Source organism: Asticcacaulis aquaticus (genome assembly GCF_028550415.1).
In the GTDB taxonomy this organism is placed as follows: Bacteria; Pseudomonadota; Alphaproteobacteria; order Caulobacterales; family Caulobacteraceae; genus Asticcacaulis; species Asticcacaulis aquaticus.
In genome coordinates, this window is sequence record NZ_JAQQKX010000005.1 from 226431 (window position 1) to 252606 (window position 26176).

At 60.6% G+C, this 26176-nt stretch carries 33 protein-coding genes and 2 tRNA genes; 15 read left to right on the forward strand and 20 right to left on the reverse strand.

What is annotated here, in order from left to right; translation table 11 throughout:
- Window positions 1–3 precede the first annotated feature (3 nt).
- From PQU92_RS08600 to rlmN, 4 genes are all read right to left on the reverse strand, one after another.
- A complete protein-coding gene (locus tag PQU92_RS08600) occupies window positions 4–609 on the reverse strand; it encodes a DNA-3-methyladenine glycosylase family protein (RefSeq protein WP_272747807.1) in 606 nt (201 codons plus the stop codon).
- Between the two features lie 294 nt (window positions 610–903).
- Window positions 904–1731 carry a S1 family serine peptidase gene (locus PQU92_RS08605; protein ID WP_272747808.1) on the reverse strand — a complete coding sequence of 276 codons (828 nt, stop codon included), beginning with the start codon at window positions 1729–1731 and terminating at the stop codon, window positions 904–906.
- Between the two features lie 13 nt (window positions 1732–1744).
- Window positions 1745–2206 carry a DUF350 domain-containing protein gene (locus PQU92_RS08610; protein ID WP_272747809.1) on the reverse strand — a complete coding sequence of 154 codons (462 nt, stop codon included), beginning with the start codon at window positions 2204–2206 and terminating at the stop codon, window positions 1745–1747.
- Window positions 2207–2459: 253 nt separating this feature from the next.
- Entirely contained in the window at window positions 2460–3659 is a 1200-nt protein-coding gene (gene rlmN / locus PQU92_RS08615; RefSeq protein WP_272747810.1) for a dual-specificity RNA methyltransferase RlmN, read from the reverse strand.
- Window positions 3660–3788: 129 nt separating this feature from the next.
- On the opposite strand from rlmN, the gene PQU92_RS08620 reads away from it, so the two are divergent.
- Complete coding sequence (locus PQU92_RS08620; RefSeq protein ID WP_272747811.1) at window positions 3789–4985, forward strand: hypothetical protein; 1197 nt, start codon at window positions 3789–3791, stop codon at window positions 4983–4985.
- Here PQU92_RS08620 and PQU92_RS08625 read toward each other — a convergent pair.
- Together PQU92_RS08625 and PQU92_RS08630 are read right to left on the reverse strand one after the other, a co-directional pair.
- A complete protein-coding gene (locus tag PQU92_RS08625; RefSeq protein ID WP_272747812.1) occupies window positions 4960–5328 on the reverse strand; it encodes a c-type cytochrome in 369 nt (122 codons plus the stop codon). The genes PQU92_RS08620 and PQU92_RS08625 overlap by 26 nt on opposite strands.
- Window positions 5325–6077, reverse strand: coding sequence for a HesA/MoeB/ThiF family protein (locus PQU92_RS08630; RefSeq protein WP_272747813.1), 753 nt, complete (start codon window positions 6075–6077; stop codon window positions 5325–5327). Before PQU92_RS08630 ends, PQU92_RS08625 begins: the two co-directional genes overlap by 4 nt.
- Window positions 6078–6170: 93 nt before the next feature.
- Between PQU92_RS08630 and PQU92_RS08635 the strand changes: the two genes are divergently transcribed.
- From PQU92_RS08635 to hslU, 4 genes are read left to right on the forward strand one after another with little or no spacing between them, the layout of a single operon-like run.
- Window positions 6171–6914 carry a YoaK family protein gene (locus tag PQU92_RS08635; protein WP_272747814.1) on the forward strand — a complete coding sequence of 248 codons (744 nt, stop codon included), beginning with the start codon at window positions 6171–6173 and terminating at the stop codon, window positions 6912–6914.
- A gap of 31 nt (window positions 6915–6945) precedes the next feature.
- A complete protein-coding gene (gene hslV / locus PQU92_RS08640; RefSeq protein ID WP_272747815.1) occupies window positions 6946–7497 on the forward strand; it encodes an ATP-dependent protease subunit HslV in 552 nt (183 codons plus the stop codon).
- The gene (locus tag PQU92_RS08645; protein ID WP_272747816.1) at window positions 7494–8006 is read left to right on the forward strand and encodes a GNAT family N-acetyltransferase; all 513 of its coding nucleotides are present in this window, start codon (window positions 7494–7496) and stop codon (window positions 8004–8006) included. Before hslV ends, PQU92_RS08645 begins: the two co-directional genes overlap by 4 nt.
- Window positions 8007–8021: 15 nt before the next feature.
- Window positions 8022–9320, forward strand: a complete 1299-nt coding sequence (gene hslU / locus PQU92_RS08650) for an ATP-dependent protease ATPase subunit HslU (RefSeq protein ID WP_272747817.1) — start codon at window positions 8022–8024, stop codon at window positions 9318–9320.
- 42 nt (window positions 9321–9362) lie between these two features.
- Here the strand turns inward: hslU and PQU92_RS08655 are convergent, their stop codons facing one another.
- From PQU92_RS08655 to PQU92_RS08675, 5 genes are all read right to left on the reverse strand, one after another.
- On the reverse strand, window positions 9363–9650 hold the full coding sequence (locus tag PQU92_RS08655) for a DUF3144 domain-containing protein (protein WP_272747818.1): 288 nt from the start codon (window positions 9648–9650) through the stop codon (window positions 9363–9365).
- Complete coding sequence (locus tag PQU92_RS08660; protein WP_272747819.1) at window positions 9647–9952, reverse strand: DUF3144 domain-containing protein; 306 nt, start codon at window positions 9950–9952, stop codon at window positions 9647–9649. The genes PQU92_RS08655 and PQU92_RS08660 overlap by 4 nt, the downstream gene beginning before the upstream one ends.
- Before the next feature lie 160 nt (window positions 9953–10112).
- Entirely contained in the window at window positions 10113–10412 is a 300-nt protein-coding gene (locus tag PQU92_RS08665; protein ID WP_272747820.1) for a DUF3144 domain-containing protein, read from the reverse strand.
- Window positions 10413–10421: 9 nt separating this feature from the next.
- Complete coding sequence (locus tag PQU92_RS08670) at window positions 10422–10727, reverse strand: DUF3144 domain-containing protein (RefSeq protein WP_272747821.1); 306 nt, start codon at window positions 10725–10727, stop codon at window positions 10422–10424.
- 34 nt (window positions 10728–10761) lie between these two features.
- Complete coding sequence (locus PQU92_RS08675; protein ID WP_272747822.1) at window positions 10762–11232, reverse strand: low molecular weight protein-tyrosine-phosphatase; 471 nt, start codon at window positions 11230–11232, stop codon at window positions 10762–10764.
- A gap of 188 nt (window positions 11233–11420) precedes the next feature.
- On the opposite strand from PQU92_RS08675, the gene PQU92_RS08680 reads away from it, so the two are divergent.
- Complete coding sequence (locus PQU92_RS08680; protein ID WP_272747823.1) at window positions 11421–11771, forward strand: pyrophosphohydrolase domain-containing protein; 351 nt, start codon at window positions 11421–11423, stop codon at window positions 11769–11771.
- Complete coding sequence (nth, locus tag PQU92_RS08685; RefSeq protein WP_272747824.1) at window positions 11768–12403, forward strand: endonuclease III; 636 nt, start codon at window positions 11768–11770, stop codon at window positions 12401–12403. The genes PQU92_RS08680 and nth overlap by 4 nt, the downstream gene beginning before the upstream one ends.
- Here the strand turns inward: nth and PQU92_RS08690 are convergent, their stop codons facing one another.
- The 4 genes from PQU92_RS08690 to PQU92_RS08705 form a co-directional block, all read right to left on the reverse strand.
- Window positions 12404–12724 carry a type II toxin-antitoxin system PemK/MazF family toxin gene (locus PQU92_RS08690; protein WP_272747825.1) on the reverse strand — a complete coding sequence of 107 codons (321 nt, stop codon included), beginning with the start codon at window positions 12722–12724 and terminating at the stop codon, window positions 12404–12406.
- The gene (locus tag PQU92_RS08695; RefSeq protein WP_272747826.1) at window positions 12718–12963 is read right to left on the reverse strand and encodes an AbrB/MazE/SpoVT family DNA-binding domain-containing protein; all 246 of its coding nucleotides are present in this window, start codon (window positions 12961–12963) and stop codon (window positions 12718–12720) included. Before PQU92_RS08695 ends, PQU92_RS08690 begins: the two co-directional genes overlap by 7 nt.
- A gap of 35 nt (window positions 12964–12998) precedes the next feature.
- Window positions 12999–13988, reverse strand: coding sequence for an acyl-CoA desaturase (locus tag PQU92_RS08700; protein WP_272747827.1), 990 nt, complete (start codon window positions 13986–13988; stop codon window positions 12999–13001).
- Between the two features lie 79 nt (window positions 13989–14067).
- Window positions 14068–14937, reverse strand: coding sequence for an ATP-grasp domain-containing protein (locus tag PQU92_RS08705; RefSeq protein ID WP_272747828.1), 870 nt, complete (start codon window positions 14935–14937; stop codon window positions 14068–14070).
- A 63-nt stretch (window positions 14938–15000) separates the two neighbouring features.
- Between PQU92_RS08705 and PQU92_RS08710 the strand changes: the two genes are divergently transcribed.
- The 5 genes from PQU92_RS08710 to PQU92_RS08730 all read left to right on the forward strand — a co-directional run bounded on the left by PQU92_RS08710 (window position 15001) and on the right by PQU92_RS08730 (window position 18489).
- Window positions 15001–16005, forward strand: coding sequence for an adenosine kinase (locus PQU92_RS08710; RefSeq protein ID WP_272747829.1), 1005 nt, complete (start codon window positions 15001–15003; stop codon window positions 16003–16005).
- A gap of 100 nt (window positions 16006–16105) precedes the next feature.
- Window positions 16106–16528 carry a hypothetical protein gene (locus tag PQU92_RS08715; RefSeq protein ID WP_272747830.1) on the forward strand — a complete coding sequence of 141 codons (423 nt, stop codon included), beginning with the start codon at window positions 16106–16108 and terminating at the stop codon, window positions 16526–16528.
- Between the two features lie 84 nt (window positions 16529–16612).
- The gene (locus tag PQU92_RS08720; RefSeq protein WP_272747831.1) at window positions 16613–17500 is read left to right on the forward strand and encodes a hypothetical protein; all 888 of its coding nucleotides are present in this window, start codon (window positions 16613–16615) and stop codon (window positions 17498–17500) included.
- Window positions 17501–17612: 112 nt separating this feature from the next.
- Window positions 17613–18005 (forward strand): hypothetical protein, encoded by a 393-nt coding sequence (locus tag PQU92_RS08725; protein WP_272747832.1) that lies wholly within the window; start codon window positions 17613–17615, stop codon window positions 18003–18005.
- A 109-nt stretch (window positions 18006–18114) separates the two neighbouring features.
- Entirely contained in the window at window positions 18115–18489 is a 375-nt protein-coding gene (locus PQU92_RS08730) for a hypothetical protein (RefSeq protein WP_272747833.1), read from the forward strand.
- Here the strand turns inward: PQU92_RS08730 and PQU92_RS08735 are convergent, their stop codons facing one another.
- Together PQU92_RS08735 and rimK are read right to left on the reverse strand one after the other, a co-directional pair.
- Window positions 18490–19092 carry a Smr/MutS family protein gene (locus PQU92_RS08735; protein WP_272747834.1) on the reverse strand — a complete coding sequence of 201 codons (603 nt, stop codon included), beginning with the start codon at window positions 19090–19092 and terminating at the stop codon, window positions 18490–18492.
- 191 nt (window positions 19093–19283) lie between these two features.
- Window positions 19284–20702, reverse strand: a complete 1419-nt coding sequence (gene rimK / locus PQU92_RS08740; RefSeq protein WP_272747835.1) for a 30S ribosomal protein S6--L-glutamate ligase — start codon at window positions 20700–20702, stop codon at window positions 19284–19286.
- Between the two features lie 120 nt (window positions 20703–20822).
- Here rimK and PQU92_RS08745 point away from each other — a divergent pair, with 120 nt between their 5' ends.
- Together PQU92_RS08745 and PQU92_RS08750 are read left to right on the forward strand one after the other, a co-directional pair.
- Window positions 20823–21266 (forward strand): hypothetical protein, encoded by a 444-nt coding sequence (locus tag PQU92_RS08745; protein WP_272747836.1) that lies wholly within the window; start codon window positions 20823–20825, stop codon window positions 21264–21266.
- 204 nt (window positions 21267–21470) lie between these two features.
- Window positions 21471–21881, forward strand: a complete 411-nt coding sequence (locus tag PQU92_RS08750) for a DUF1801 domain-containing protein (RefSeq protein ID WP_272747837.1) — start codon at window positions 21471–21473, stop codon at window positions 21879–21881.
- Between the two features lie 8 nt (window positions 21882–21889).
- On the opposite strand, the gene PQU92_RS08755 is transcribed toward PQU92_RS08750, so the two are convergent.
- Window positions 21890–24490: a PAS domain S-box protein gene (locus PQU92_RS08755; protein ID WP_272747838.1), complete on the reverse strand. Its 2601-nt coding sequence runs from the start codon at window positions 24488–24490 to the stop codon at window positions 21890–21892.
- 195 nt (window positions 24491–24685) lie between these two features.
- Here PQU92_RS08755 and PQU92_RS08760 point away from each other — a divergent pair, with 195 nt between their 5' ends.
- Window positions 24686–25459 carry a hypothetical protein gene (locus PQU92_RS08760; RefSeq protein WP_272747839.1) on the forward strand — a complete coding sequence of 258 codons (774 nt, stop codon included), beginning with the start codon at window positions 24686–24688 and terminating at the stop codon, window positions 25457–25459.
- Window positions 25460–25593: 134 nt separating this feature from the next.
- On the opposite strand, the gene PQU92_RS08765 is transcribed toward PQU92_RS08760, so the two are convergent.
- Window positions 25594–25668, reverse strand: a tRNA-Gly gene (locus PQU92_RS08765).
- Window positions 25669–25707: 39 nt separating this feature from the next.
- Window positions 25708–25782, reverse strand: a tRNA-Gly gene (locus tag PQU92_RS08770).
- Between the last annotated feature and the right edge of the window lie 394 nt (window positions 25783–26176).

Here is a 26176-nt window from a genome sequence, read left to right on the forward strand (position 1 = left end):
AGGTTAAAAGGTCCGGCTCAGTTCGCCTCGCTTGACGGCGCCGTACCAGCCCCACAGGGCATGGGCGGCGACCGAGCGGTAGGGCGCCCAGACCTCGGCCCTCGCGCGGCAATAGGCCTCGTCCGGTCGGGCGTCGAGACCGTCCAGCCAGCCGACGGCTTCGCGCAGCGCGATGTCGCCGGTCGGAAAGACGTCGAGGCGGCCTTCGCAGAACATCAGATAGACCTCCGCCGTCCACCGTCCGATCCCTTTGAGCGCCGTCAGGTGGGTGATGGCGGCCTCCGGATCGAGCGCGGGCAGGCGGTCGAAATCGACGCTGCGGTCGTGGACGGCCTCGGCCAGAATGCGGGCATATTTTGCCTTGGGCCGCGACAGGCCGTGGCCGCGCAGGGCGTCGTCGGTCTGGGCCAGCAGATTGGCAGGCAGGATATCGCCGAGGCCGAGACGCACCTTCTGCCAGATGGAGTCGGCGGCCTTGACCGACAATTGCTGCTCGACGATCAGGCGCAGCAAACCTTCGAACCCGCCGGCGCGGTGCCGGAAGTTCAGATCGCCGACCGCCGCAAACAGGGGTTTGAGTTTCGGATCGGCGTCGGACAGGGCGCTCATGTGTGCGCGTTCAAGGGGGACAAGGTCGCCGGGGATCATCGGAGGCTCCACAAAAGGGCGCTCAGACTTACACGCGCGCCACGCCCTGTCACCTCCCGTTTCTTGCGCTAATATTATACCTCCCCAACTTGTTGGGGAGGGGGACCATCAAGCGCAGCGCAGATGGTGGTGGGGTATCTTTCGGAGGTTCAACGGACACTGTCGTAAGAAAGCAAGAGCCCCCACCACCGCATCTAGCGCTGACGCGCGTCGTGCGGTCCCCCTCCCCATCAGAGATGGGGAGGTATAAAAATACTAACTCTGGATACAGCCCACCTGCGCGACGCGGTATTCCCGGCGCAGCGTGTCCGACACCAGTCCGTAATTGCGCCGCGTCAGCAGGTCCTCATGCTCGAAATCGTATTTGCGCGACGGGGTGGTACCGACCTTCGCCACGGTTTCCGGCGTCGAGGAATAGATGCGACCGCGGCGGGGCTTGGTCTTGAGCGTTATGCCGATGACCTGCGATTGCGCGTTCAGGGTCGGGCCGCCGATCAGCTGGTTCAGGCTGCCGGGAATGTCCGCCGTATGCCCGGCCTCGGCCCAGGCCAGCACGGTTTCGGGTTTCTGGAACCGCTTGCCGGTCCTGAGCTTGGTCTTGCCGATCAGGCGTCCCGTGGCTTCGCCCACCTGACCGTGGGGATAGCCCGGCATGAAGCCGCGCATACCCGGCTTGATCGTCGCCGGATCGGCAAAGGGCAGGGGACGGGCGCCGCTGTCGGTCACCGCCAGCACGTAGTTGTTGAGGCTGCGTTTGTACTGGACGCGGATACGCACCCCCAGATTGCCGCCGACATTGAGGAAGGGGTAGCGGCAATTGCGGATGCTGTCGCGCGCCAGCACCCACTCGCCGGATTTAGACACCGAAAAGGCGGTGCCGCGGTATTCGATCTTGTTCATCAGGGGCAGGGTGATGATTTCGGCGTGGCTGAACGGCGTATAGGTGGCGAACAGCGCCATCTCGCCTTCGCCGGGCGGCGGCGGGGCGGGCGGCGACATGGACTTGTCGCCCCAGCGTCCGGGCACGATGACCAGAAGCGCCAGTGCCGTGCCGTACAGCATCCAGTCGGGCAGGAGGGGCATCTTTATACCACCCTTAACCGGCGGAGACGGCAGCCGCCAGGATCAGGGCGGCGGCCAGCTTGGCGGCCACCAGCAGGACGGCGGCGGAGACTTCACCCTCATTGATGCGCGACGGCAGACCGGTCAGCAGGAAATCGACCATGCGGAAAACGAACAGCTGCAACAGAATGGTCGCGCCGCCCCAGATGACGATTTCCCGCACGGTGTCCGAGGCCGACATCGACGCCGCCAGCGGCACGGCCAACCCGATGATCACCCCGCCGAAGGCGACGGCAGCGGCGGAATTGCCGTCGCGGATCTGCTGGATTTCCTTATACGGCGTCAGGATGGAATAGAGGGTCGCGCCGATAATCAGCATCAGCAGCGTCACGCCCGCATGCAGCAGGGTGACGGGGAAACCGGCGGCAAAGGCCTGAATCTCCGGCCGCAGCACTTCGGGGGTGAGAAAATCGAGATTGAGAAAGTCGGGTATCATGACGCTTTAGCCCCCATATACGCCCGCGGTCCCGCGCGGACGGCAAGTATTGGCTTAAGCGCACTGCAATATCAAGGCCGGAGTCTTGCTCCCTCTCCCCGCAAGCGGGGAGAGGGTTGGGGTGAGGGGCTAATTGCAGACGTTGCACATTTAGGAGGTTGAAGTTTTTCACTTCTGTATAATTTGAAATACGTTTTGCCCCTCATCCGGCCTGTCGGCCACCTTCTCCCCTCACGCGGGGAGAAGGAATGGGCTACGCCATTCCCGACGCCAGATGGCCGTAAGGCAGTTCGGTCTCCACCTCATCTGTCTCATTCTGACCCGCTTTGCGCAAAGCCGAGGCGCGGATCTTTTCGCTTTCGGACTTGAGCTGACCGCAGGCCGCCAGAATGTCGCGCCCGCGCGGCGTGCGGATCGGCGAAGCATAGCCGGCCTTGTTCAGAATGGCGGCGAACGACTCGATCGTCTTCCAGTCCGAGCACTGATAGTTGGTGCCGGGCCACGGATTGAACGGGATCAGGTTGATCTTGGCCGGGATGCCCTTGAGCAGTTTCAAAAGCGCGCGCGCCTCGGCGGGGCTGTCGTTCACGTCTTTCAGCATGACGTATTCGAACGTCACGCGGCGGGCATTGGAAATGCCGGGATAGGTGCGGATGCCCTCGATCAGTTGCACCAGCGGGTATTTTTTATTGAGCGGCACCAGCAGGTCGCGCAGTTCGTCATTCGTCGCGTGCAGCGAAATGGCCAGCATGGCGGCGGTCCGCTCACCCAGAGCCTTCAACTCCGGCACGACGCCCGAGGTCGACACCGTGATGCGACGGCGCGAAATGGCGATGCCTTCGTTGTCCGAGATGATGTCGATGGCGTCGGCGACGTTGTCGAGATTGTACAGAGGCTCGCCCATGCCCATGAAGACGATGTTCGACAGGCGGCGGTCTTCCTTGGGCGACGGCCATTCACCGAGGTCGTCACGGGCGATCTGCACCTGCGCCACGATCTCGGCGGCCGTGAGATTGCGCACCAGCTTCTGCGTGCCGGTATGGCAGAACGAGCAGTTGAGCGTGCAGCCGACCTGCGACGAGACGCACAGCGCCCCCGAACGACCCACATCGGGGATATAGACGGTCTCGACCTCGATGCCCGGCGCCATGCGGATCAGCCACTTGCGCGTGCCGTCCTTCGACACCTGACGCTCGACGACCTCGGGACGGGCGAGGGTGAAGGCTTCGGCCAGCGGCCCGCGCTGATCCTTGCCGATATCGGTCATCTTGTCGAAATCGGTGAAGCCGTAATGGTGGACCCAGCGCCAGATCTGCTGGGCGCGCATCTTGGCCTTGCGCTCCTCGACCACGCCCGATTCCTTCAGCGCCGCGATCAGGCCGTCACGCGTCAGGCCGGTGATATTCACCTTTTGAGCGGCAGGTTTTGCGGACAGGTCGAGCGTATAGGCCACGGAGGGAACCTTCGGATAAGCAACAGAGGTGGGAGCGAGTGCGGGCCTATACAGGAAAACGCGGGGAATGTCTAATCGATCGGGCTGGTCAGGCGGCAATGTTTTGCTATGTTCGGCGCAGGGGGCAAAATGAATTCCGAAAAATCCGATTTTCCGCGCGTGTATCGTTACGGACCCAGGACATTCTGGCTGATGGCGGGGCTCGGCGTGCTCTGCATCGGTGCCGGCGTAGCCGGAGCCGTGTGGGGGGTGAGACAGACGGCGTGGAACGACATCTTACTCGGTATAATGGGCACAGGAATGGGGCTGATTGGCGGTGTTTCATGCCTGCTCAGCCTGAGAAGCCATTTGGATTTCTATCCGGACCGGTTTGAATTTTACGGTCTTGTCCGCCGCGTCGTGGTGATGAAAAGCGACATCGAGGGCGCACGCAATATCCAGAATCAGTACGGCATCTTGCAATTTACCGTCGTTTACAACGCACCCAAATCGAAGACGGTAACGATCTCCAATTTTGGCCGGAAGGATGACGAATTCCTCCTCTGGTTCGAGGATTTCGATAATCTGGATGCGAAGGAAGACCGAGAGGCGGCGGACAGAATTCTAGCCAACCCCGTCTATGGCGACACCGAAGAGGTACGACAAAAAGCGGTCACCACACAGGAGTTGTGGATAGCCCGGGTCGGCATGATCGGATGGGCCTGCGGGATGTGGGGTCTGTTTTTCCCTTCGCCGTACCTATGGGCGTTGGTGTGTCTGGCGGCCTTGCCGACCTTGACAGTGGTCGCGGTCGTTCTGAACCGCACGCGCTGGACGTTGCATGGGGATGATGGTGATAATCGCTTGTCTCTGCATAGCTGGGCGGGTCTTCCGGCGAGCATTCTGGGGGTGAGAGCCATGCTCGATATCGAGATGATCGACTGGCAAACGCCTTTAGCCGTAGCGGCAGGCCTGAGCCTTGTGGCCTATGGGTTTCTGCGGTGGATCGAGAAAAGGCCCTGGCAGTGGTCCTTCCTCTTTTACAGTGTGGTTTATCTGGTGTATTTCTGGGGGCTTCTGGTCTTCGGCAACTGGTATTTCGACCGGTCGGAGGCGCAGACCTTTCCCGTAACGGTACTAGAGAAACATAGCGGAAAGCATCGGGACAGTCTCGAAGTCACTGCGTGGGGCGACCGTGCAGCGGGCGAAGAGGTTTCCGTGGATGACGCGTTTTATCGTTCGGTCGAACCGGGGCAAAAGGTGTGTATTTACCGATATTCGGGCGCGGTCGGCTGGAGTTGGATAATCGTAGGGAAATGCCCTACTTCGTCTTCAGAAACGCGATGAGCGCGGCGCGGCTTTCGGGTTTGCCGATGGCCTGCGGCATGGCCGTGCCGGGATAGAGCTTCGACGGTTCGGTCAGGAATTTGTCGAGTTGCGCCTCGCTCCAGCGCTCGCCCTTGGCACCCGCGGCTTTCAATGGCGTCGAATAGGCAAAGCCCGGTACGGCGGCGATCCGGCGTCCAACCACACCTTTCAGCGACGGGCCCTGACCGTTCGACGCCCCGGTGTCGTGACAGGCGGCGCAGTACTGATCGAACAGGTCTTCGCCGAGTGCGGCGTCACCGGGACCGGCATGGGCGGTGGTGGCGATCAGAGCAAGACTCAGGCTCAAAAGGAAAGGTTTCACGCGTGGCTCCCGCACACCGGACAGGTAGGCTCAGACGGCAAGCCTATCACGCGTGACGTCATCGACAAGCCGTCGAACAGCAAAAGCTTGCCGATCAGCGGTTCTCCGGCCGTGGTGATCAGCTTGACGACCTCCAGCGCGCAGATCGAGCCGATGATCCCGGCCAGCGCGCCGACCACGCCGACGCGTTCGCAGGTCTCGGCATCGGGTGGAATATCCGGCACGAAGCACTGATAGCAGGGCTGGCCCCTGAATACGGCGACCTGACCCGACCAGCGGCCCAGCGCGCCCGACACCAGCGTCTTGCGCTCGGCCATGCAGACGCGGTTGACCAGATGCCGGGTCTCGAAATTGTCGCAGCCATCGAGCACGATATCGTATCCGGCGATGATCTCCGCCGCATTGTCCTCAGTCAGGCGCACCGGATGCAGGAACAGGTCGGCATGCGGATTGAGCGCCGACAGCCGCGTCTGCGCCGTTTCGGCCTTGCCCGCGTCGATGTCGCCCGTAGCATAGAGCACCTGCCGTTGCAGGTTCGACAGCGACACCGTGTCGTCATCGAGCAGGCCGAGCGTGCCCACACCCGCCGCCGCCAGATAGAGCGCGGCTGGCGCCCCGATGCCGCCCATGCCGACGATCAGCACCTTGGCGCCCTTGAGCCGCATCTGCCCCAATCCGCCGATTTCCTTCAGCACGATATGGCGGGCGTAGCGGTCGAGATCGTCGTCGGTGAGCTCAGTCTGGGTCATAGGAGCGATATAAGCCCGGTTTGCAGGCCTGACCAGAGGGTTTGACGCGGCGTGGATTTGGGCCTTAATATCCATATCGATGGTGGGGAATTGATGCGCCGAACTCTAAGACAGATTAGCGGCAGGCGTCGTACAGAGACGGGGGACGCACGTCTGGGCCTGAGCCTCGCCTTTGTCGCCGGGGCGATCAATGCCGGCGGTTTTCTGGCGGTAGGGGTCTATACATCGCACATGTCCGGCATGGTGGCGTCCTTCGCCGACTTCTCGATCCTGAACCATTGGGGGGCGGCGTTTCTGGCGGCAACCTACGTCCTGTGCTTTTTCCTGGGGGCGGTGACGTCCAGTCTGCTGGTCAATGCCGCCCGGCAACGGCGACTGCATTCGGAGTTCGCCCTGACCCTCGGCCTCGAAGCGCTCCTGTTGCTGGTGTTCGGGTTTCTGGCGGCGGGACTGGTCGGGAATGTCGCGCTCAGCCTGCCGCTGACCATAGGCCTGTTGTGCTATCTGATGGGATTGCAGAACAGCCTCATGACCAAGCTTTCGCACGCTGAAATCCGCACGACGCACATGACCGGTGTCATTACCGATCTGGGGATTGAGGCTGGACGATACCTTTTCGGGCGTCTGGCGGGGGCCTCCGTACGATTTCATCCGAAGAAGGCAAGGCTGCTCGGCGGTCTGTTGCTGGCCTTTACTCTGGGCGGCCTGATCGGGGCGTTCGGTTTCAGCCATATGGGTTTTGTAACGGTCCTACCCTTTTCGCTTTTGCTGGGGGTGATTGCCATGGTCCCCATCCTTGACGATCTGTCGCGGCAAAAGCGGCGGACGACCTCTTGAATCGGTCGCATAAACACGCCAAGTAACGAGGATGACAGACAGCAATTTTCCTAACTGGCACGGGACCACGATCGTGGCCGTGCGCAAGAACGGCAAGACCGTGATCGCCGGTGACGGTCAGGTCTCGATGGGACCGACCATCGTCAAAGGCGGGGCGAAGAAGGTCCGCACGCTTGCGGGCGGTAAGGTCATCGTCGGCTTCGCGGGCGCGACGGCGGATGCCTTCACCCTGCTGGAGCGGCTTGAGGCCAAGCTGGAGCTTTATCCGGATCAACTGGCGCGGGCCTGCGTCGATCTGGCCAAGGATTGGCGCACGGATCGTTATCTGCGTCGTCTGGAGGCCATGCTGCTGGTCGGCGACACCAACCATATCCTGACCATTACCGGCGTCGGCGACGTGCTGGAACCCGAAGACGGCGTGGCGGCCATCGGCTCCGGCGGCACCTATGCCCTGTCGGCGGCGCGCGCCTTGCTCGACTACGAACCCGACGCCGAGGTCATCGCGCGCAAGGCGATGAAGATCGCCGGGGAAATCTGCGTCTATACCAACGGCAATGTCACTCTGGAGAAACTCGAAGCGTGATCTCGTTCCGTCCTCTGACCGATAATGACGCAGGCCTGCTCCTGCTGTGGCTGTCCTCGCCGCACGTGCAGCAGTGGTGGGGCCACGACGGCCAGTCTGCCGAGGACGCCGTCGAAGACGCGCTGGCCTATGTCGGCGCAGCCAACGGCACCGGCTATATCTTCAACTGGCACGGCAATCCGGCAGGCTATGTGCAAAGCTACGAATGCTGCCCTGAGCATGAGGCCGACGATCCCTGCTATGCCGAAAGTCCGCGCGGCACCTTCCTGATAGACCTGTTCGTCGGCGATGCCTCGCTGCTGGGCGAAGGCGTCGGCACCGAAGCTTTGCGTATGGTATGTGAGGGTATGTTCAAAAAGGGCGCTCAGGTCGTCCGCGTCGCCCCGCATTCGGCCAATCTTGCCGCCGTGCGCTGCTGCGAAAAGGCAGGCTTTGCGCCGTCGGATGCGGCTGTGTCGGGCGGCCTGCGCCTGATGTGCCGGACGCCGGATATCGCGGCCTATGTTTAAGTACTGGATTATCTAATGACCACCTTTTCCCCGCGTGAAATCGTCTCCGAACTCGACCGCCATATCATCGGCCACACCGAGGCCAAGAAGGCCGTGGCCGTGGCGCTGCGCAACCGCTGGCGGCGCAAGGCGACCGACGCGGCCATCCGCGACGAGATCACGCCAAAGAACATCCTGCTGATCGGTCCAACCGGTGTCGGCAAGACCGAGATCGCGCGGCGTCTGGCCAAGCTCGCCAATGCCCCCTTCATCAAGGTCGAGGCGACCAAGTTCACCGAGGTCGGCTATGTCGGCCGCGACGTCGATCAGATCGTCCGCGACCTCGTCGAAGCCGCGATTCTAATGGTCAAGGACAAGAACCGTCAGGGTGTCCGCGCCAAGGCCGAGGCCGCTGCCGAGGAGCGCCTGCTCGATGCGCTGGTCGGCCCCGGTTCGCAACCGGCGACGCGCGACAGCTTCCGCAAGCGCCTGCGCAACGGCGAACTGGACGACAAGGAGGTCGAACTGAGCGTCGCCGATACGGGTGGACAAATCGGCATGTTCGAAATCCCCGGTCAGGCCGGCAATCAGATCAATCTCGGCGACATGCTGCAAAAGGCGATGGGCGCACGGCAGAAAAACGTGCGCCTGACGGTCGCCGCGGCGCAACCGATCCTCCTGTCGGAAGAGTCCGAAAAGCTGCTCGATCAGGAGGCCGTGTCGCGCGAAGCCCTGTCGCTGGCCGAGCAGGAAGGCATCGTCTTCCTCGATGAGATCGACAAGGTGGCGTCTAAGTCCGAACGCGGCGGGGCAGATGTCTCACGCGAAGGCGTCCAGCGCGACCTCTTGCCGCTGATCGAGGGCACCACGGTCTCGACCAAATACGGGCCGGTCAAGACCGACCATATCCTGTTCATCGCCTCGGGGGCGTTCCACGTCGCCAAGCCGTCGGACCTGCTGCCGGAACTGCAGGGGCGTCTGCCGATCCGGGTCGAACTGAAGGCCCTGACTCAGGACGATTTCCGCCGTATCCTCAGCGAACCCGAAGCCAATCTGATCAAGCAGAATCAGGCCCTTATGGCGACCGAAGGCCTGACGCTCGAATTCGATGATGGCGCGATCTCCGAGATGGCCGCCGCCGCCGCGCAGGTCAATGCCAAGGTCGAGAACATCGGCGCCCGTCGTCTGCACACCATCATCGAAAAGGTGATGGAGGATTTGAGCTTCACCGCCGCCGATCAGGCCGGTCAGACCGTCACCATCGACGCCGCCTATGTGAAGCAGCGGCTCGGCGAAATCGCCGGGGATGCGGATCTGAGCCGGTATATTCTCTAAGCGCAGCCCAGAAAAAAGCCCCGGAATGTCCGGGGCTTTTTGTTATTCGCGGCCTGTATTACGGGCGAACTGATCGACATATTCGTTGAAATGATGTTCGAGATATTCGGCGTACTGCGTCAGGCTGCGTTCGATGAACACCTTGCGCGTCACGGCGAATTGCGTGGCGTCGACAGCGTCACCGGCCAGCACATGCACGTTATAGCGGGCGGCGGCGTGCAGCAGGGCCGTGGCGACCAGATAGGCATCGCTGGTTTTTGCCTGCGCATTGGCGGTATCGATATAGGCCGAGGCCAGATCGCCGAAGGTGGGTTCTTTGGTCTGGCTCATGCTTTGGAAATCCCCAGTGTCGCCGGCGAATAGTGCGCAAAATTATCGGTATAGTCCTGATAGTGGCTTTCCAGATAGTCGCGGTACAGTTTGACGTAATGGTCGATATGGGCGTCCTTGCTCTGCGCCATGACGCGGCCGCTGACGAACTGCGTCGAGGACACGAAGCAGTTGAAGCGCGCCGCCGCCTGCATCAGGGCCGCCCCGGCGATGCCCGGATTGCTTTCGGGCAGGTGACTGTTCGCCGTATTGATATGCTGCACGACAAATTCGTTGAAACGTTCGTTTGAAACTTCGGCCACAGGGCGCTCCTCTTGGTTTTGCCGTATGTGGGTCAGCGAACCCGCTTTGTCAACGGGGCGGGAGGTGGGGGGCAGAAGGCGGGGGGATGCCTTTCGCGAAACAAAAAAAGCCCCGGCAGGACCGGGGCTTTTTTCATGTCAGAACACTCAGGCCTAGGTCTCAGGTCTGGGGGCTCAGATAGGCGTCGAAATGCTCGCTGTATTCGGCGTAGTGCCCTTCGAGATATTCGCGGAACTGAGCGGTGATCGCATCAATATTGACCTTGCGCGCCACCATCATCTGCGTCTTGTCGTGGCTGGACGTCGCCGCCACGAAGGCCTGATAGCGGGCCGCCGCATGCAGCAGGGCATTGCCGGGCACGTTGAAGGAATCGACCTCTTTACCCTGCCGGTTGGCGATGTCGATATATTCGGCGGCCATCTGGCCGAACTGCTCAGGGCTTACGGTGGGTTTGTTCACTTGAGTATCCTAAATCTTGGGGATGCCGATGTTCGGGCGGCCATATTGTTCGAAGTTTTCGGCGTATTCCTTGTAATGGTCTTCGAGATATTGCCGGTAAAGCTTTACGTAGTGATCGATATGGGCCTCCTTGCTTTGCAGCATGACGCGACCGCTGACGAACTGGGTCGAGGAGACGAAGGCGTTGAAACGGGCCGCGGCGTGCATCAGGGCGGCGCCGGCATTGCCGGGATTGGCCTCCTTGAGATGGCCGTTCGCTGTGTCGATGTGCTCGATCATCATTTCATTAAAGCGTTCGTTGGAAACTTCGGCCACGGGGCACTCCTTATCTTACAGGTAACATCTGAAATCAGCCGTCCGGGTTTGTCAACGTGGTCAGCAGCGCCTGAGAGGCCTGATCGCACAGTTTGTACACGGCTTCGAAATCGCGGGTGTCGCCGTAATAAGGGTCGGGCACGTCCTTGGTGATACCCAGCGCCTCATCGAGGTAGAGCGCGACCTTGGCCGTGGCATCGTCGGGCATGAGGTTGCGGATATTGCGGACATTGTCGCGGTCGAGGCCCAGGATCAGGTCGAAGCGGTAAAAGTCGTCGCGGTGCAATTGCCGGGCGCATTGCTCATGGATCGCCACGCCATAGCAGGCGGCCACCGCAATCGAGCGCCGGTCGGGTGCCTCGCCCTTATGCCAGCCGCCGGTCCCTGCGCTGTCGATCAGGAAACGGTCGCTCAGACCCGCCGTGGCAACGTGGTGGCGGAACAGGCCCTCAGCCAGCGGCGAGCGACAGATATTGCCAAGGCAGACGAAGAGAACAGCAGTCATGCGTCGATTTAGAGCGCATTCCAAAAAGTGTGCAACGGTTTTTGGAACCAAATGCGCGACAAAACAAAAGATTAGAGCACGATTCCGATCCAACAAGATCGGAACGTGCTCTAACCGCCATGCAGGCCCGTGCACAAGTGCCGCTTGCTCATCAGCAGAATCGTCCGTAAGACGGTCGGGAACAGACGATGAACGATGTAACCATGACCCAGCCTCTGCCCGGACTTGAGCCTTTTATCGATCGCTTGAAAGCCATCTCGGATCGTTACGAACGTGTGCACGGCATCGACCGGGGCGGCGACTGGCACCTGCTCAAGGTGCAGGAGGAAATCGGCGAACTGACCCAGGCCTATCTGGCCATGACCGGACGCTCGCGCCGGGATGCCGATGGGGCGCGGCATGAGGTGGCGATGGAAATGGCCGATGTCGTCTGCATGATCTTCCTGATGGCACGTGACCAAGGCATTGACCTCAATGCCGCTATTCAGGAAAAGTGGATGAAATGGGAGCAGGTGATGCGTGACGAGGCAAGTGCGTGAGCCGCGCCGCTGTCAAAAAGCTGTTCGAGCGGTTCGAGGCCGACAAGCCCGAACCGAAAACCGAACTGAACTTCACCAATCCGTTTACGCTTACAGTGGCCGTGGCCCTGTCGGCGCAGACGACCGATGTGGCGGTCAACAAGGCCACCGCGCCTCTGTTCAAGATCGCCGACACGCCTCAGACCATGCTGGACTTAGGCGAAGAGCGGCTGATGCAGATGATTTCCTCCATCGGACTTTACCGCAACAAGGCGAAGAACGTGATGGAGATGTGCCGCATCCTGATAAGTCGGTTCGATGGTCAGGTGCCGCTCAACCGCGCCGATCTGTTGAGCCTGCCCGGCGTCGGTAACAAGACGGCGAGCGTGGTGCTGAATGAGCTGGATATCGAACCGGCGATTGCGGTGGATACGCACGTCTATCGCGTGTCGCACCGGCTGGGGATCGTCGATGCGGCGGCCAATACGCCGGACAAGGTCGAGGCCGAACTGATGACCGTCATTCCGCGCAAGTGGCTGACGCGGGCGCATCACTGGCTGATCCTGCACGGGCGCTATACCTGCGTGGCGCGCAACCCGAAGTGCATGGCCTGTCTGGTCGAGGACCTATGTCCGAAGATCGGAGTGGGGTAATCAGACGGCAAACACGTCCTGAAGCGTACTCAGGGTATCCATCAAAACCGCGTCGGGCAGAGCGCCCAGGCGCTTGACCAGCCGGCTTTTGTCCAGGGTTCTGATCTGGTCGAGCAGAATCAGCCCTTTTTTACCGTCAAAGCTCAGATCGATGCGAAAGGGCGCCGGGCGACTGCCGGTGGTCATAGGGGCGACGATGACAGTACGTAGATAGTCGTGCAGTTCCGGCGGCGAAATAACCACACACGGACGGGTTTTCTGAATTTCGCTGCCGACCGTTGGGTCGAGATTGGCCAGCCATATATCGCCGCGCTTTACCATGTGAGGTCCGCGTCCTCGGCATTGGCGATCTCGGGCCAGACCAGTGCGTCGTCACCCTGAGCGGCCAGACTCTGGCTGGCTTCGGCCCAGCCTTCGCGGGTCGATTTAGGCTTGGCCAGGATGATGGCCGTTTCTGTGACCGTCATCTCAACGCTTTCGCTCAGCCCCAGTTGCGCTAAAACGGCTTTGGGGATGATCACGCCGTGCGAGTTACCCATCTTGCGTATGTTGGCTTTCATGGCTCACTTCTCCGTAAGCACAAAGTTATCACAAATCAGGATTTTTGCAACCGGCACGACCGTCCGATGAGCATCATGACGGGGCAGGGCCTGCGATCCGGCATTTCCGCCGGGGCGTAGCCGCCGACCCAATGCAGTTGCGGGCGGTGCGGCAGGTCCTGCGGCAGTCGGATGTTCCACACCAGACCCAGCGGCTCCAGCGCTTTCAGAAACCAATAGCCCGGATCGCTCTGGCCCTTATAGATGCCGATGCGCGCCGAACCGGGATAGGCGTGATGGTTGTTGTGCCAGCTTTCACCCATGGTGATCAGCCCGGCGACATCGACATTGCGGCCCTGCACCCCCGCGCCGCGCACGTGCCAGTCATGGGCCTCGCCCGTATGGGCCATGTAGCCGATCAACCAGTGGCCGGTGACGGTCACCGCGATCTGGGCGCAGACGCCCCAGATGACCCAGGCCCAGCCGCCGATGAAGAAAAACGCCACCGCCCACGGCAGATGGACGGCGATCCAGTGCTTATCTATGAAGCGATAAAAACGGTCATTGGCCACTTCGGGTTCGATGGTCAGGGCGGGCGGCTGGGTGAGGCGGATATCCGCGTGCATCTGCCACAGGGCGTCGATCAGCGGCGGCTGGCGATGCGCGAAGTAATCGTGACAGGCCGGTTGGCGCTGCGCCCAGTCGCGGTAATCGTGCGTACGGATCATGGCGAACGGGCCGCCGAGACCTACCAGCGTCCCCATATAGACCAGAAAATGTTCAAGCCATAGCGGACAGTCGAAGCTCTTATGGATCAGGCGGCGATGCATCCCGACCGAATGCCCGAGCAGCAGGACGGCAACGGTTTTCACCGTGAACAGCGCGATCGTATCGAGCCGCAGATAGTGGATCAGGCCATAGATCGTCGCCGCGTACATACTCAGCAGGAACAGCGACTTAACCGGCGACCAGACGACCGTGCCGGTGACTGGATCGGCCGGAACGGCTTCGTCGATGCGCTTGAGATTGTCGAACAGGGCGGTCATGGCTTACTCCCCAATCATATTTAGCTAAATGGCTAACTGTTCGTAGGGCGTAAGTCAATCCTGTTGTGGCGGTCAAGCGCTAATGATGATGCCCGCACGTCCCTAACGCATGTTCGACCGCGTGCCTGAGGCGGGCCGGGGCGGCGTTCTCATATTTGAGGTACAGGTCAGGCTCGATCAGTTCCAGTTCCATCAGACAGAACCGGCCCTGCGCGTCGCGGACCATATCGACACGGGCATAGAGCAGGGTCTGCCCCACGAATTCCAGCGCCTCATAAGCCAGTTCGACGGCGGCGACGGGCGGGGTCTCGACGCGCAGATGGGCATCATAGTCGGGCTGAGAACGGAAATCGCCGGGCTTAGGCGTTTTCAGGACGGCGTGGCTGAACGTGCCGTCAAAGAAGATCAGCGACCATTCGCCCTCGCTCTGGATGGCGGGCATGAAGGGCTGGATCATGGCCTCGGCGGGCGGGGCATTGTCGGGCAGGACGTCGCCGTCGAAGATCAGCGTATTCTTGGCCCCGGCGGAGATAACCGGCTTCAAAACAACGGCTTTTTGCCCGAAGTCGGCGCGTGCGGCCTCGATTTCGGACCGTGTCAGGCCGTCGCTGAACAAGGTCGGTACGATGCGGATACCGGCCTCGGCCAGATCGCGCAGATAGCGCTTGTCGACATTCCAGCTGACGATTTCGGGCGGATTGAGCATCCTGAAGCCCTTGGCCTTGAGGGCGGCCAGGGCGCGGCGGAAATCCTCCGGCGCGTTGTGATAGCCCCAGGCGACCAGCGGCAGGACGAGGTCGTAGGCTTGCGTCAACGGCGCCGACCACGGCTGGGCGTGGACCTCGAACCCGGCAAAGGCTGTGCGATAGGCGTCCAGCACCGCCGGCCAGCGTCCGTGATGCGACGGATGGGCCGGATTGGGCGTTAGTATCAGAAGTGACTTTTTCATTTTTACTTGCTCCGGCGGCGGTTTTTGCGCAAAGACACCCCAAACGCAACCGGATTATCTCGCATGTCTCAAGAGTTCGACGTCACCGCCGTAGGCCACGCCATTGTGGACGTTCTGGCCCCCGCCACCGAAGCCTTCATCGCCGACGAAGGTCTGCCGAAGGGCGGCATGACGCTGATCGACCAGCACCGCGCGATCAATCTCTATGACAAGATGGTCTCACGTGATGAGCTGACGCAGGAATCGGGCGGTTCGGCCGGCAATACCATCGCCGGTGTCGCTTCGTTCGGTGGCAAGGCCGCCTATATCGGCAAGGTGGCCCACGACGAACTGGGCGAGGTGTTCAGCCGCGACCTGCGCAAGATGGGCGTCAGCTTCGAAACGCCGTTCCTGCACGACGATCCGACCCATACGGCGCGCTGCCTGATCAACATTACCGAAGACGGTCAGCGCACCATGGCCACCTTCCTCGGCGCCGCCGCTCTGGTCGGTCCCGCCGATGTTGATCCGGAACTGATCAAGGCGTCGCAGATCACCTATCTCGAAGGTTACCTGTTTGACACGCCGTCGGGCCGCGCGGCCTTCGCCAAGGCCTGTGAAATCGCCCGCAGCGTCGGTCGCAAGACCGCGATCACCCTGTCGGACAGCTTCGTGGTAGACCGCTGGCGCACCGACCTGATGGCCTTCATCGAACAGCATATCGACCTCGTCTTCGCCAACGAGTCGGAACTTCTGTCCTTCTTCCAGACCGACGATTTCTACAAGGCCGTCCGCTATCTCAAGACCAAGACGGACCTCGCCTTCATCACGCGCTCGGAAAAGGGCTCGGTCGCGGTCAAGGCCGATATCTCGCACGACATCCCGGTCTATCCGGTCCAGGCCGTGGTCGATACGACCGGCGCGGGCGATCAGTATGCGGCGGGCGTGCTCTACGGCCTGACCCAGGGTCTGCATCTGGAAACCTGCGGCCGTCTGGGCGCGCTGGCGGCCGCCGAGGTCATCAGCCACTACGGCCCGCGTCCGCAGGTATCCTATGCCCAGCTGGCCAGGGATAACGGGCTTATTTAGACGCTTGCCAAACCTGCAACCTGTGCCATAGTGATCACAACCCTGGCGATTGGTAAATCCGACGCCGTAGCATGTTGGACCTTATTACAGGGAGGTTGGTATGCGTGTTGTTCTGACGATGGCGGCGATTGCGACATGGGGCTTAGGGGCGGCTACGGCGGTCATGGCTCAGTCTTCCCCGACGGCCTATAGCGAAAACTACAGCCGAATGCAGGTGGAGCGCGACTATCAGGCCCAGCGCGGCTTGTTCGATCCTCATGACGCGTCGGGGCGTATGCCTTACAATGGCCTGCCTTCGGCCGGTGAATTGAGGCAAAAAACACGCACCGTGTTCCTCGCCGCCCAGACGCAAAAAGCAAACGGCAAACATGAAGCCGCCTGCCGTTCGATGCGCAAGGCTATCGCGCTGGACAAGCGCTATCAGAAAGCCAAGGTCAGGGGCCATGTCAGGCCTGTCGAAGAGAATTATGACGACCTCTACCGCGATCTGGAAACGGAATATTGCGCCGCCGTTCGTAGCTAACCTTTCGATTAGGGATAACGGTCTGATCTGATGGCCTGTCTGTCTTGACTGTAAGACAGCACTGTCCTTAGAAAAGGGCTGTAATTGATTACGCTTTTGGAGGGGGAAGTGCGTAAAATCCTTGCGGCGTTGGTCTGCCTTTCTATCTTTGCCACCTTTTTGGCGGGACTGATATTCTGGCCCAGTTCGCACAGGCCGGATCATCCCTTATTCTACATTGTGGAACGGACAGCACCCTCGGCTTTAGTGCAGCAGGCAAAATCCTATCAGGCTCTGGTCAAGGCGCAGAACTGGGACGCGCTGAGTCATCGCAGTGTGCCTGCCATGATGGTCGGTGACTATCGTAAGGCGCTGCCTGTTCTGGCCAGATATATTCCGAATGAAAAGCCGGCTGCGGTGAGGATAGGGCAATGGCAGTCGACCTATTCCAGCGACGCCGGAGGGGCCACAACCATCGTTCTGATGAGTAATTACGAAAAAGGCGTGTTGTTCAGCACAACACAATTTGTAAAGTCGGATACGGACTACAAGGTTGCGGCGTTCCGGATTCAGTATCTTACGGCGCAGGAGGTACGTTCGGTTGATTTTGCTTTTGACCGGCTGAACCCTACGCGCGTTCTGTTTCTGATTATAGCGACGGGTCTCCTGCTGTTCAGTCTCTACACCTTATATGTGTGTCTTACGGTGAAAGGGATACCCTGGGGGTGGGCCTGGGCCCTCTTTATTGCGCTTGGTTTTACTCGGCTTAACTACGCGTGGATGGATGGGACGATCAACTGGCAGGTATTGTTCGTGGGCTTCCCTGTTTCGGGTTACGGTCAGGATTTTGCCAGTTCGTTTGTGTTTTATTTAACCCTGCCCTTGGGTGCGGCTCTGTTCTGGGGATTTGGCATTCATCTTAAGCGTAAGCCCGGCAAAATGAAGACGGGCGGTGTTCGGCCAATGATCCTGGAAGCCGAGGGGCAATCCTGAGTCTGTTGTAGCCCGCCAACCTGTACGGTCAGTCATCTGTGATTTTGCAAACAGACGGTTACGTGCCAGGGTTTCGTATCCGAACATACGGATAAAACGTAAGAGGGTCGTTATGCGCAGGCTTATCTTAGGACTGATGATAATGGTGACGGGCGTCACCAGTCAGGCGATGGCGCAACGCTACGACAATCAACCGCGTTACGAGCGCTGGTCACCCGGCGTGATCTATGACTCCCGCAGCGGTCGCTTTTATGAAAGTCGGGCGGACGGAGTCTTCGATCCGCGGTTCAGGTACGTCCCCTATAGCCCGACCGCCGAGCGGCGGACGAAAATCCGCGAAGGCTATCTGGCGGCGCGCGCCCACTGGAAAGCCGGTGATAGTGCGACGGCCTGTCGTCTGCTGCGTGAGGTGATCGAACTGGACCGCAAGGACAAGGGCAGCGGCGTCTATGCCGAACTTGAGGACGACTATTGCGGCCCAGATAGTGGAGTTGATCGCGGTTAAAAATTACCACGGCTGTCAAGTTTGCGGCTTGCACTTTTAAGGATGTGTGGCACTCTTATGCAACCTGTTTAATGGCTGTGCGTTTAACCCTGAACTCTGGAGGTTAGTCATGCGTAAACTCGTCAACCTGGTCGTCGTCGCCGCTTGTCTCATGGCGTCAACGTCGCCGGTTCTGGCCGCCGGTCCAGACAGCCGAAATCAGGACGCCAGGCAGATCGTGCGTGAGGCTAAGACAGCGCAGAAATACGCCGATCAGGGCAATATGGCCAAGGCCTGCGAAGGCTTCGGCAAGGCCGCGCGCAATGCGGAGCGTCTGGAAACCGATATGGTGCTCAATACCACACGATTGAACACCCTGCCGGCGACGGGTCAGCGCTTCGCCAGCGAAATTCTGGCCGACTACGAAACCTATTATTGCAATGCAGCGGCGCAGGAAGCCGGTGGGCGGACAACGGGATCGACCGGCAAACCCGCCGCGATCTAATCAGGTTTGCCGCCGCTTGAGCGCGACATAAAGGGCGCCGGTGCCGCCGTGGCGGGCATGGGCCTGAGATATCCCCGCAACGATATGCGATAGCGCCGGATCAGCCAGCCATTCCGGCGCGTTACGCTTCAATATGCCGTTTTCCGCCATGCCCTTGCCGGTGATGACCAGCACGGCGCGGTAATCGTTGGCCCAGGCCTGCTGCACGAAGGATTTCAGGCGCTGTTCGGCCTGAACCTGCGTCAGGCCGTGCAGGTCGAGCCGCGCCTCGATCGGGTCGCGTTCGCGCGAGATGCGGCGCTTGCGTTTCGGTTCGATCGGGTCGGGCCCGTCGCGCGTCGCTTCGATCAGGCGAAAACCGGAGTGCGGTTTTGCGGCCTGACCTATCTTGAACGGAATCAAGGGCAGGGGCCGTTCGATGCGCGGCGCCGACAGGGTGTTCTGACCTTCGGGCAGGCCCTTGATCGTCACGGTTTCAATCTGAGGCTCGGATTTTACCGGTTTCGTTTTTTCCGGCTTGGCGCGCGGCGCATGGGGACGCACTGTGGCGGTCACCATATGCCACAGGCGCAGATCCTCATCCTTGAAACCGAAGCGGGCCATGATTTTTAATGGCACGCAGACGCGAAAAGGGGAAGCCCCTACATCCTCCCCTGCGAAGCGGGGGAGGGGGACCCCGAAGGGGTGGAGGGGGCGCGCCGCACAAAGAAAGCAAGAACCGCCACCACCACATCTCGTTTGCTATGCAAACTCGTGCGGTCCCCCTCCCCATCGGAGATGGGGAGGTATGAAGATTACTCCCGCCGCTTTGCCCGTGGGTTTGTCTTCGGCAGGTGCTGGACCGGGCGCAGACGGCTTTCGATATGGCGGATGATCAGGTCGGCGACATCGACGCCCGAGGCCTTCTCGATCCCTTGCAGGCCCGGTGACGAATTGACCTCCAGCACCTTGGGGCCGGAATTCGAGCGCAATATATCGACCCCGGCCACCTGCAAACCCAAAGCGCGCGCCGCCTTGACGGCGATATCGGCTTCCTCTTCGCTGATCTCGACCGACAGGGCCTTGCCGCCCTGATGCAGGTTGGCGCGGAAATCGCCGATCTTGGCCTTGCGCTTCATGGCGGCGACGACCTTCGAACCGATGACGAGGCAGCGCAGGTCTTCGCCGTCGGCCTCCTTGATGAATTCCTGCGTCAGCAGCTCGGCATCGAGGTCGCGGAAGGCCGAGATGACCGAGGCGGCGGCCAGTTCGGTTTCGGCCAGCACGACGCCGCGGCCCTGCGCCCCTTTGGTCAGTTTCACCACCAGCGGCGCGCCGCCGACAAGCTTCACCACGTAGTCGGTGTCCTTGGGCGACTTGGCGAAGGCCGTCACGGGCATGGGGATGCCCTTGCGCGCCATGACCTGAAGCGCGTGCAGCTTGTCGCGCGAGGCGGAGATGGCCGAAGAGCGGTTGAGGCACCATGCGCCGGTGGTTTCGAACTGCCGCACGACGGCCAGACCATAGCTGGTCATCGGCACGCCGATGCGCGGGATGATGGCGTCGAACTGCGGCAGGGGCTTACCGTCGTAATGGACCTCGGGGCGCGTGACATTGATGTTCATGTAGCAGCGCGACGTCTCGATGGCCTCGATGACGTGGTCGCGTGCTTGCGCGGCGCGGATCAGGGCGCGGATCGAGTAATTGCCGGCGTCCTGAGTGAGAACCGCCAGACGCAGGGGGCGCTTGACCGCTTTCGGGGCGTCGGCACGGCTATAGACGTCGTAGGACAGGACGGGCAGGCGGTGTGCCGCCGTCGGGTCGACCATGGCGCCGAGGCTTTCCAGCGCCTGACGCCCGATCAGCATACGGTACATCATGCTGGCGCGATTGGTCAGCGACATCTCGATCGGGTGCAGTTGTCCGCCGATATCGACGTGAGTCTGGATGAAATAGCGCCACTCGGTCTCGCCATTCGACGAAGTGACCTCGCGCTGACCGACCAGATCGGCAGAGCAGGCGACCTCGATATCGTAGCGGCCCGGGACGGGGTTGACCACGAAACGCACGCGCGGCCGGTCCGGCGTGCCGAAGGGCTCGATATCCACCGCGTGCAGCACGGAGGTCCGCGCCCCGGTATCGACCTTGGCCCGGATGGCGGGCAGGGCCAGATCGGGCAGGCCGACCCATTCTTCCCAGCCGAAGGTGAGGGGTATATGCGGGGTGTCGGTCATGCGGCGCTCGTGCGGTGAAGGGGCAGGTTATCGCCCATAGGCTCCTTTTGCGAAGTTTTTTTGTCGGGAGGGCAGGGAGCACTTATCCCCGTTGTCTTTAACCGTGCGCATGATGGGGACATGACCGACACATATACCCCCTTACATGATCGCCTGATGATTCAGGCTCAACGTATGCTCGCCGAGATCGAGCGCGCCAAACCTTCGACCCTGAAAGAGGTCGTCGCCGTTCTCAGCGCCCTGTGCGTGGCGACGCGCCTGATCCGGCAATTGCACACGCCGCTGACGAAGGCGCGTTCATCCTCCCCTGTAGCGGAGCGTACGGGGGAGGTGGCGGCGCAGCCGACGGAGGGGGCAAAGCCGTTGGCACCGTCCCCGCTATCGCAGAGGAGGATGGAAGAGGTCGAATCGCCGGAGGAAAAGGCAGAGAAACAAACCCTGCCCGTTGCGGACTCCAAGGCATGGCAAAAGGGCTGGTCCGATAAACAGGCCGTTTTGCGCGAACAGCGCGCAGCCCGCACGGGCAAATGGCCCGACGGGACGCCTTATCGGAAAACGGGGTAGTTTTTGACGGCTTGAGAAAGGAAGAATTTTACCACGAAAAGCACGAAAAGCACGAAAACGCAGGCTGAAATAACGTCGCCCGAAGGGCCATTTTCAATAGTGTGACCGCTCAGGTTTCAAGCGCTTCGCGCAGAATGTGACGCATCCTTTTCGTGCTTTTCGTGGTAAAACCTTCTTCTATCCCAACGCATTCCGCAGGCCGTCATGACCAAAGCCGACCCCGTCCTTCTATCCGGTGGTAATCCGCAAATCGCCAAGGGTCATGGCGATGCCCCGGTGCAGGCCTATATCGACGCCATGCCCGGCTGGAAGCAGGATATCGGGCGGCGGCTGGATGCGCTGATCGTCGCCGCCGTGCCGGAGGTGCAGAAGGCGGTGAAGTGGAACACGCCTTTCTATGGCCTCGACGGCGAAGGCTGGTTCGTGGCGTTTCATTGCTTCACCCACTACGTCAAGGTGACCTTTTTTCAGGGCGTATCGCTGACGCCCGTGCCGCCGGGCAAGTCGAAACAGGCGAATGTGCGCTATCTCGATGTGCGTGAAGGCGCGCTCGACGAGGCGCAGTTCACCGACTGGGTCAAACAGGCCAGCCGACTACCGGGCGAAAAACTTTAGGCGGGCGATTACGCCTTCTCTTTCGCCTGCGTCGTAAAGGCCAGCAATTGCCGCGTCAGGCGTTCGCCCCGCTTGCCCGCCGCCAGAGCGGCTTCGGACAGGCGCCTGAGGTCCGGACTGTCGGACGACTTGCCGATCATGTCGAGCGCGGCATTCATCACGTTCAGCATCTGCGAGAAGTCGGCGGCGACGTCGCCGGTCAGGCGGCCCACGGTCTCGAACTGCTGGGCCTTGGCCAGCGCCTCGTCGAGCGCCAGGGCCTGCCGCTCCAGTTCGCCCTTGGCGTGCTGAAGCTGGGCGATCTCCAGTTCCAGCGCCCCGGTGCGCGCCTTCATGGTCAGATATTCGAGCTTGTCGGTGTAGGACTCCTCGACCGGTTCGGTCACGACCGGCGCGGGCAGGTGAGCCGTCAGGTCGAACCCGACACCAAGCAGGCCGTCGAATGCACCATCGGTCGTGACCGGCGTCAGGCGCTCCAGCACCGGCACGAAGCTGCCGTCGGCGGCGCGGACGCGGTAGCTGAGCTCGCCGCCGGTTTTAGCCTCAAGCCGGTCTTTCAGCGCTTCATGAACGCGGGCCTGATCGTCCTCGTGCACATTATCGAGCCAGCCGTCTTCGAGGAACTCCTGTGCGCTGCAACCGGTCAGGACATTCCAGCCGCGCGACAGGCGCACCAGCGTGCCGTCCGGTTTCCAGACGCGCGTCAGATCGCTGAGATCGCCGGCGATATCATTCAGGGTTCGTTCGGGCGTGGGCTCGGCCACAGGCTCCGGCACGGGCAGCGGGGTTTCGAGGAGCAGGGCGAATTGCGCCTCGACCTCGGCCTTTTCGCTTTTCAGGGTCTCAAGTTCCGTGGTCAGGCCGCTCAGGGCCGCGTTTTCGGCCTTGAGGCTTTCGATTTCCGCATTCAGGGCATCGACCACTTCAGGGGCGATCCCGACCACAGGGTCCGGCTCCGGAACCGTTTTCAGCGCGGTCACCTCGGCTTTCAGGGCTTCGATCTCGTCCTGCGCGCGGTTCAGCAGTTCGGTTTCGGCGGCCTTGAGTTCGTCCAGTTGCGCCTTGAGCGTGACCAGTTCCGGGTTTTCGGCAAACTCGGCCCCCGCTTTTTCGGCCTTCAGGGCCTCAAGGTCCTGACGCGCGGTTTTCAGGTCTTCCAGCTCACCTTCGAGCGCAGCCATGGTCGCCAGATCGGCGCGCGCCATCTTCAGATCGTGCTCCAGTGTCGCGACCTGCGTTTCGAGCGCGCGGGTGTCATCGACCCCGGCGGCCGGCAATTCGACCAGCGTCTTGGCGTGCGTTACGTCGATGGCCACACCGAACAGTTCGCGGTGGCCATTGGCCCCCTTGCCCTGACCTTTGAGCGTGACGAAACGCACCGACCCGTCGGGTTGGCGGACGCTGAGTTCCAGATCGAGGACGTCGGTTTCACCCGACATCAGGCGACCGAAGGCGTCGTCGGCGCGGGCCTGATCGGCGTCGGAAATGAGCGTCGGGCCGCCGTCGTATTCGCGCCCGATCAGGCGGCGCATGCCCTCGTCCTCGACGATGGAGTCCGACGCGGCATCGTACTGCCACACGCCGACGCCCAGCGCCGCACGGGCGCGCTCGGCGCTTTGCAGGTCGGCCAGGGCGTCGAGGGTGTCGCTGGATACCGGTGCCGCCACCGGCAAAGCGACGGGGGCCGATACCGACAGCGTGACTTCGGTCGGCACGGCCATCAGGGTCAGGCCCTCGGCGCCGCCGTCCTGCGTCGTGACGGCCCAGGCGGTGAGGATGACCGGCTTCACCATGCCCTTGCCGTCTTTCAGGCCGAGATTGATCGAGGCGGGGTGACCGGCGGACGGCAGGTCCGACAGGTAGTCGATGGCCTTCTGGAAATCGGCGTCGGCGACGAAGGCCTTGACCCAGTTCTGACCCACGGTCTGTTCGCGCGGGGTATCGAACACCGTGCCGACCTTTGGATTGACGTCGAGCACTGTGCCATTCTGATCCAGCCCCCAGAAGGGCACGGGCGCGGCGGCGAACCACTGGCCGCGCCAGACGCCGGAAATATCGCCGATGCCTTCGCCGGTCTGGGTTTCCAGTTCGACCAGCGCCGTGGTCGAGCCGATGACCTCGCCCACCGTGTTCATGATCGGCATGGAGGTGACCGACACCAGCGTCTTGGTCTGGCTGCCGTGGTTGGAAATCAGGTGCTGGAAGCCCTTGACCGTCTGGCCGCGCAGGGTCCGCGCGATCGGCAGCAGGTCGGGCGGGATCATGCGGCCGTCGGGATAGGTAATGCCCCAGGTCGCCGAGTGAAACCTCAATCCGATCAGTTCGTTATCCTTGCGCCCCAGCAATTGATGCGCGGCCTTGTTGGCGAAGATGAACTTGCCTGTCGCGTCGGTTTCGACCAGCGCCACCGGTACGGCATTGAGCACATTGAACATGCGGCGTTCAAGGTGGTCGATCTTGCGCTCGGCCTTGAACAGGAGGTCCTGAAACTGCCGGATCTGCATCGTCCGGAATACGACCAGAATGCCGGCACCGATAGCGACGGCCAGCAGCAGGGCCGCCAGCACCCCCAGAACGATAACCAGATCGCCTTCGCTTTCCAGAAGCATGGACCTATTGTCTCCAAAACGCGCATCAGTCTGGCACAGCCTGTGCCGACGTCACCCCATCGCATTGTGCGGTTGCAATAAACGTACCTGTTTTGCGACCGCGCGCAAGGGGAGGCGCGTTGTTAGGGAGCGTATTGGTTTAGTGGACATTTCAACATCACTACTTACATTGCGGGATTAGCTATGGGGATTGTGATGGCGAAGAAGGTTTTCGGTTCATGTGCTTTGTGTCAGCAGTCTAAAGAACTGCGGGACAGTCACATCATATCGCTGATGTTCTTTAAAGATGTCTGTGCGGAGCCGTACGGCCTTGAAATCTCTGTGGACGTAGACAAATTCAATAAAAGGAACCGGAAGGGATATCACGAACATCTGCTATGCGGAGATTGCGAAAGCAGGGTTAATATCTACGAAAACGAAGCTTCACGGATAGTCCGCAATGCTGCGGGCGTTACCTTCACGAAGGTCAGCGATGATATAGGGCAAGTGAATGGATTGGACTATACGAGGTTCAAGCTGTTTCAGCTTTCGATCCTGTGGCGAATGAGTGTATCGAAGCTTCCGATTTTTGCAGATGTGAAGCTCGGTAATAATGAGGAAACGCTTCGGTTAATGATATTGAATGGGGATGCTGGTGAGGTTGCGGACTATGGGTGCAATATAGAGGCGAGGCTGTATGAAGGCGAGTCTGCAAGTCAGTTCTTCTCGCAACCCACCCACCAGCCGATAGAATTACCTAACGGCGAAGTTGTCAGTAGATATGAAACCATGTTTGGTGGCTACGTATGGCATTTCTTTGTAGCTCGCAGCGCCAAAATTCCTCCCTTTATCAGCAAACTATTCCTTCAAAAGGACGGATCATTCTATTTAGCTTACGAAGAACTGATGGAGATGGATAGCTTCAAACAGACCATCGCTGAAATGGTGTTGGCCGAACGGAAGCGTGCCGCACGGAAGCACGATGCGTGAGGTTTTATTTTCCCACAAAACAGACGACAAAAGCGCAGCCGTTAGCGCTGCTTTTTTCATTATTGTTCAAGAAATCGCTGCGTGACAAACAAATTTTTTCCCAATCTTTCTAAGTTTCAGCAACTTAAAAAGATTGGAGCGGGCGAAGAGGATCGAACTCTCGACATCAACCTTGGCAAGGTTGCGCTCTACCGCTGAGCTACGCCCGCTTAAATCTGTTCAGCTCATTTCCCTAAGCGATAAGGAAATGGAGCGGGCGAAGAGGATCGAACTCTCGACATCAACCTTGGCAAGGTTGCGCTCTACCGCTGAGCTACGCCCGCATCTGTCCGGCACGTGGCCGAAGAGGTGGGCCTTATAGACAAAAGCCTTGAGCCTTTGCAAGCCCCTTGCGGTGGGAATCTGTGAAAAACTTTAAACGCCTTTCGCAAAGGCTTCCAGATAACGAACGATCTCGTGTCCGGGGTAGGGAGAGCCCGCGATATAGCTCACCTCACCATTGAAGCTCTTATAGTCCCAATGCCGGTAATAACAATTCCAGTAACTCGTAACCTGCTGCTTGAATTTATAAAAATATGCGGGGTTGGCTTTTATGAACTGAACCGCCCCGGCTTTGCCGGAGGCTCATTGGTTTAAGTTACGCGGCCAATTCTAAAGTGTCGAGGGCAGCGTAGTAGAGTTGTTCGGCCTCGGCTGGTGGGATGTTGCCAATGGGTT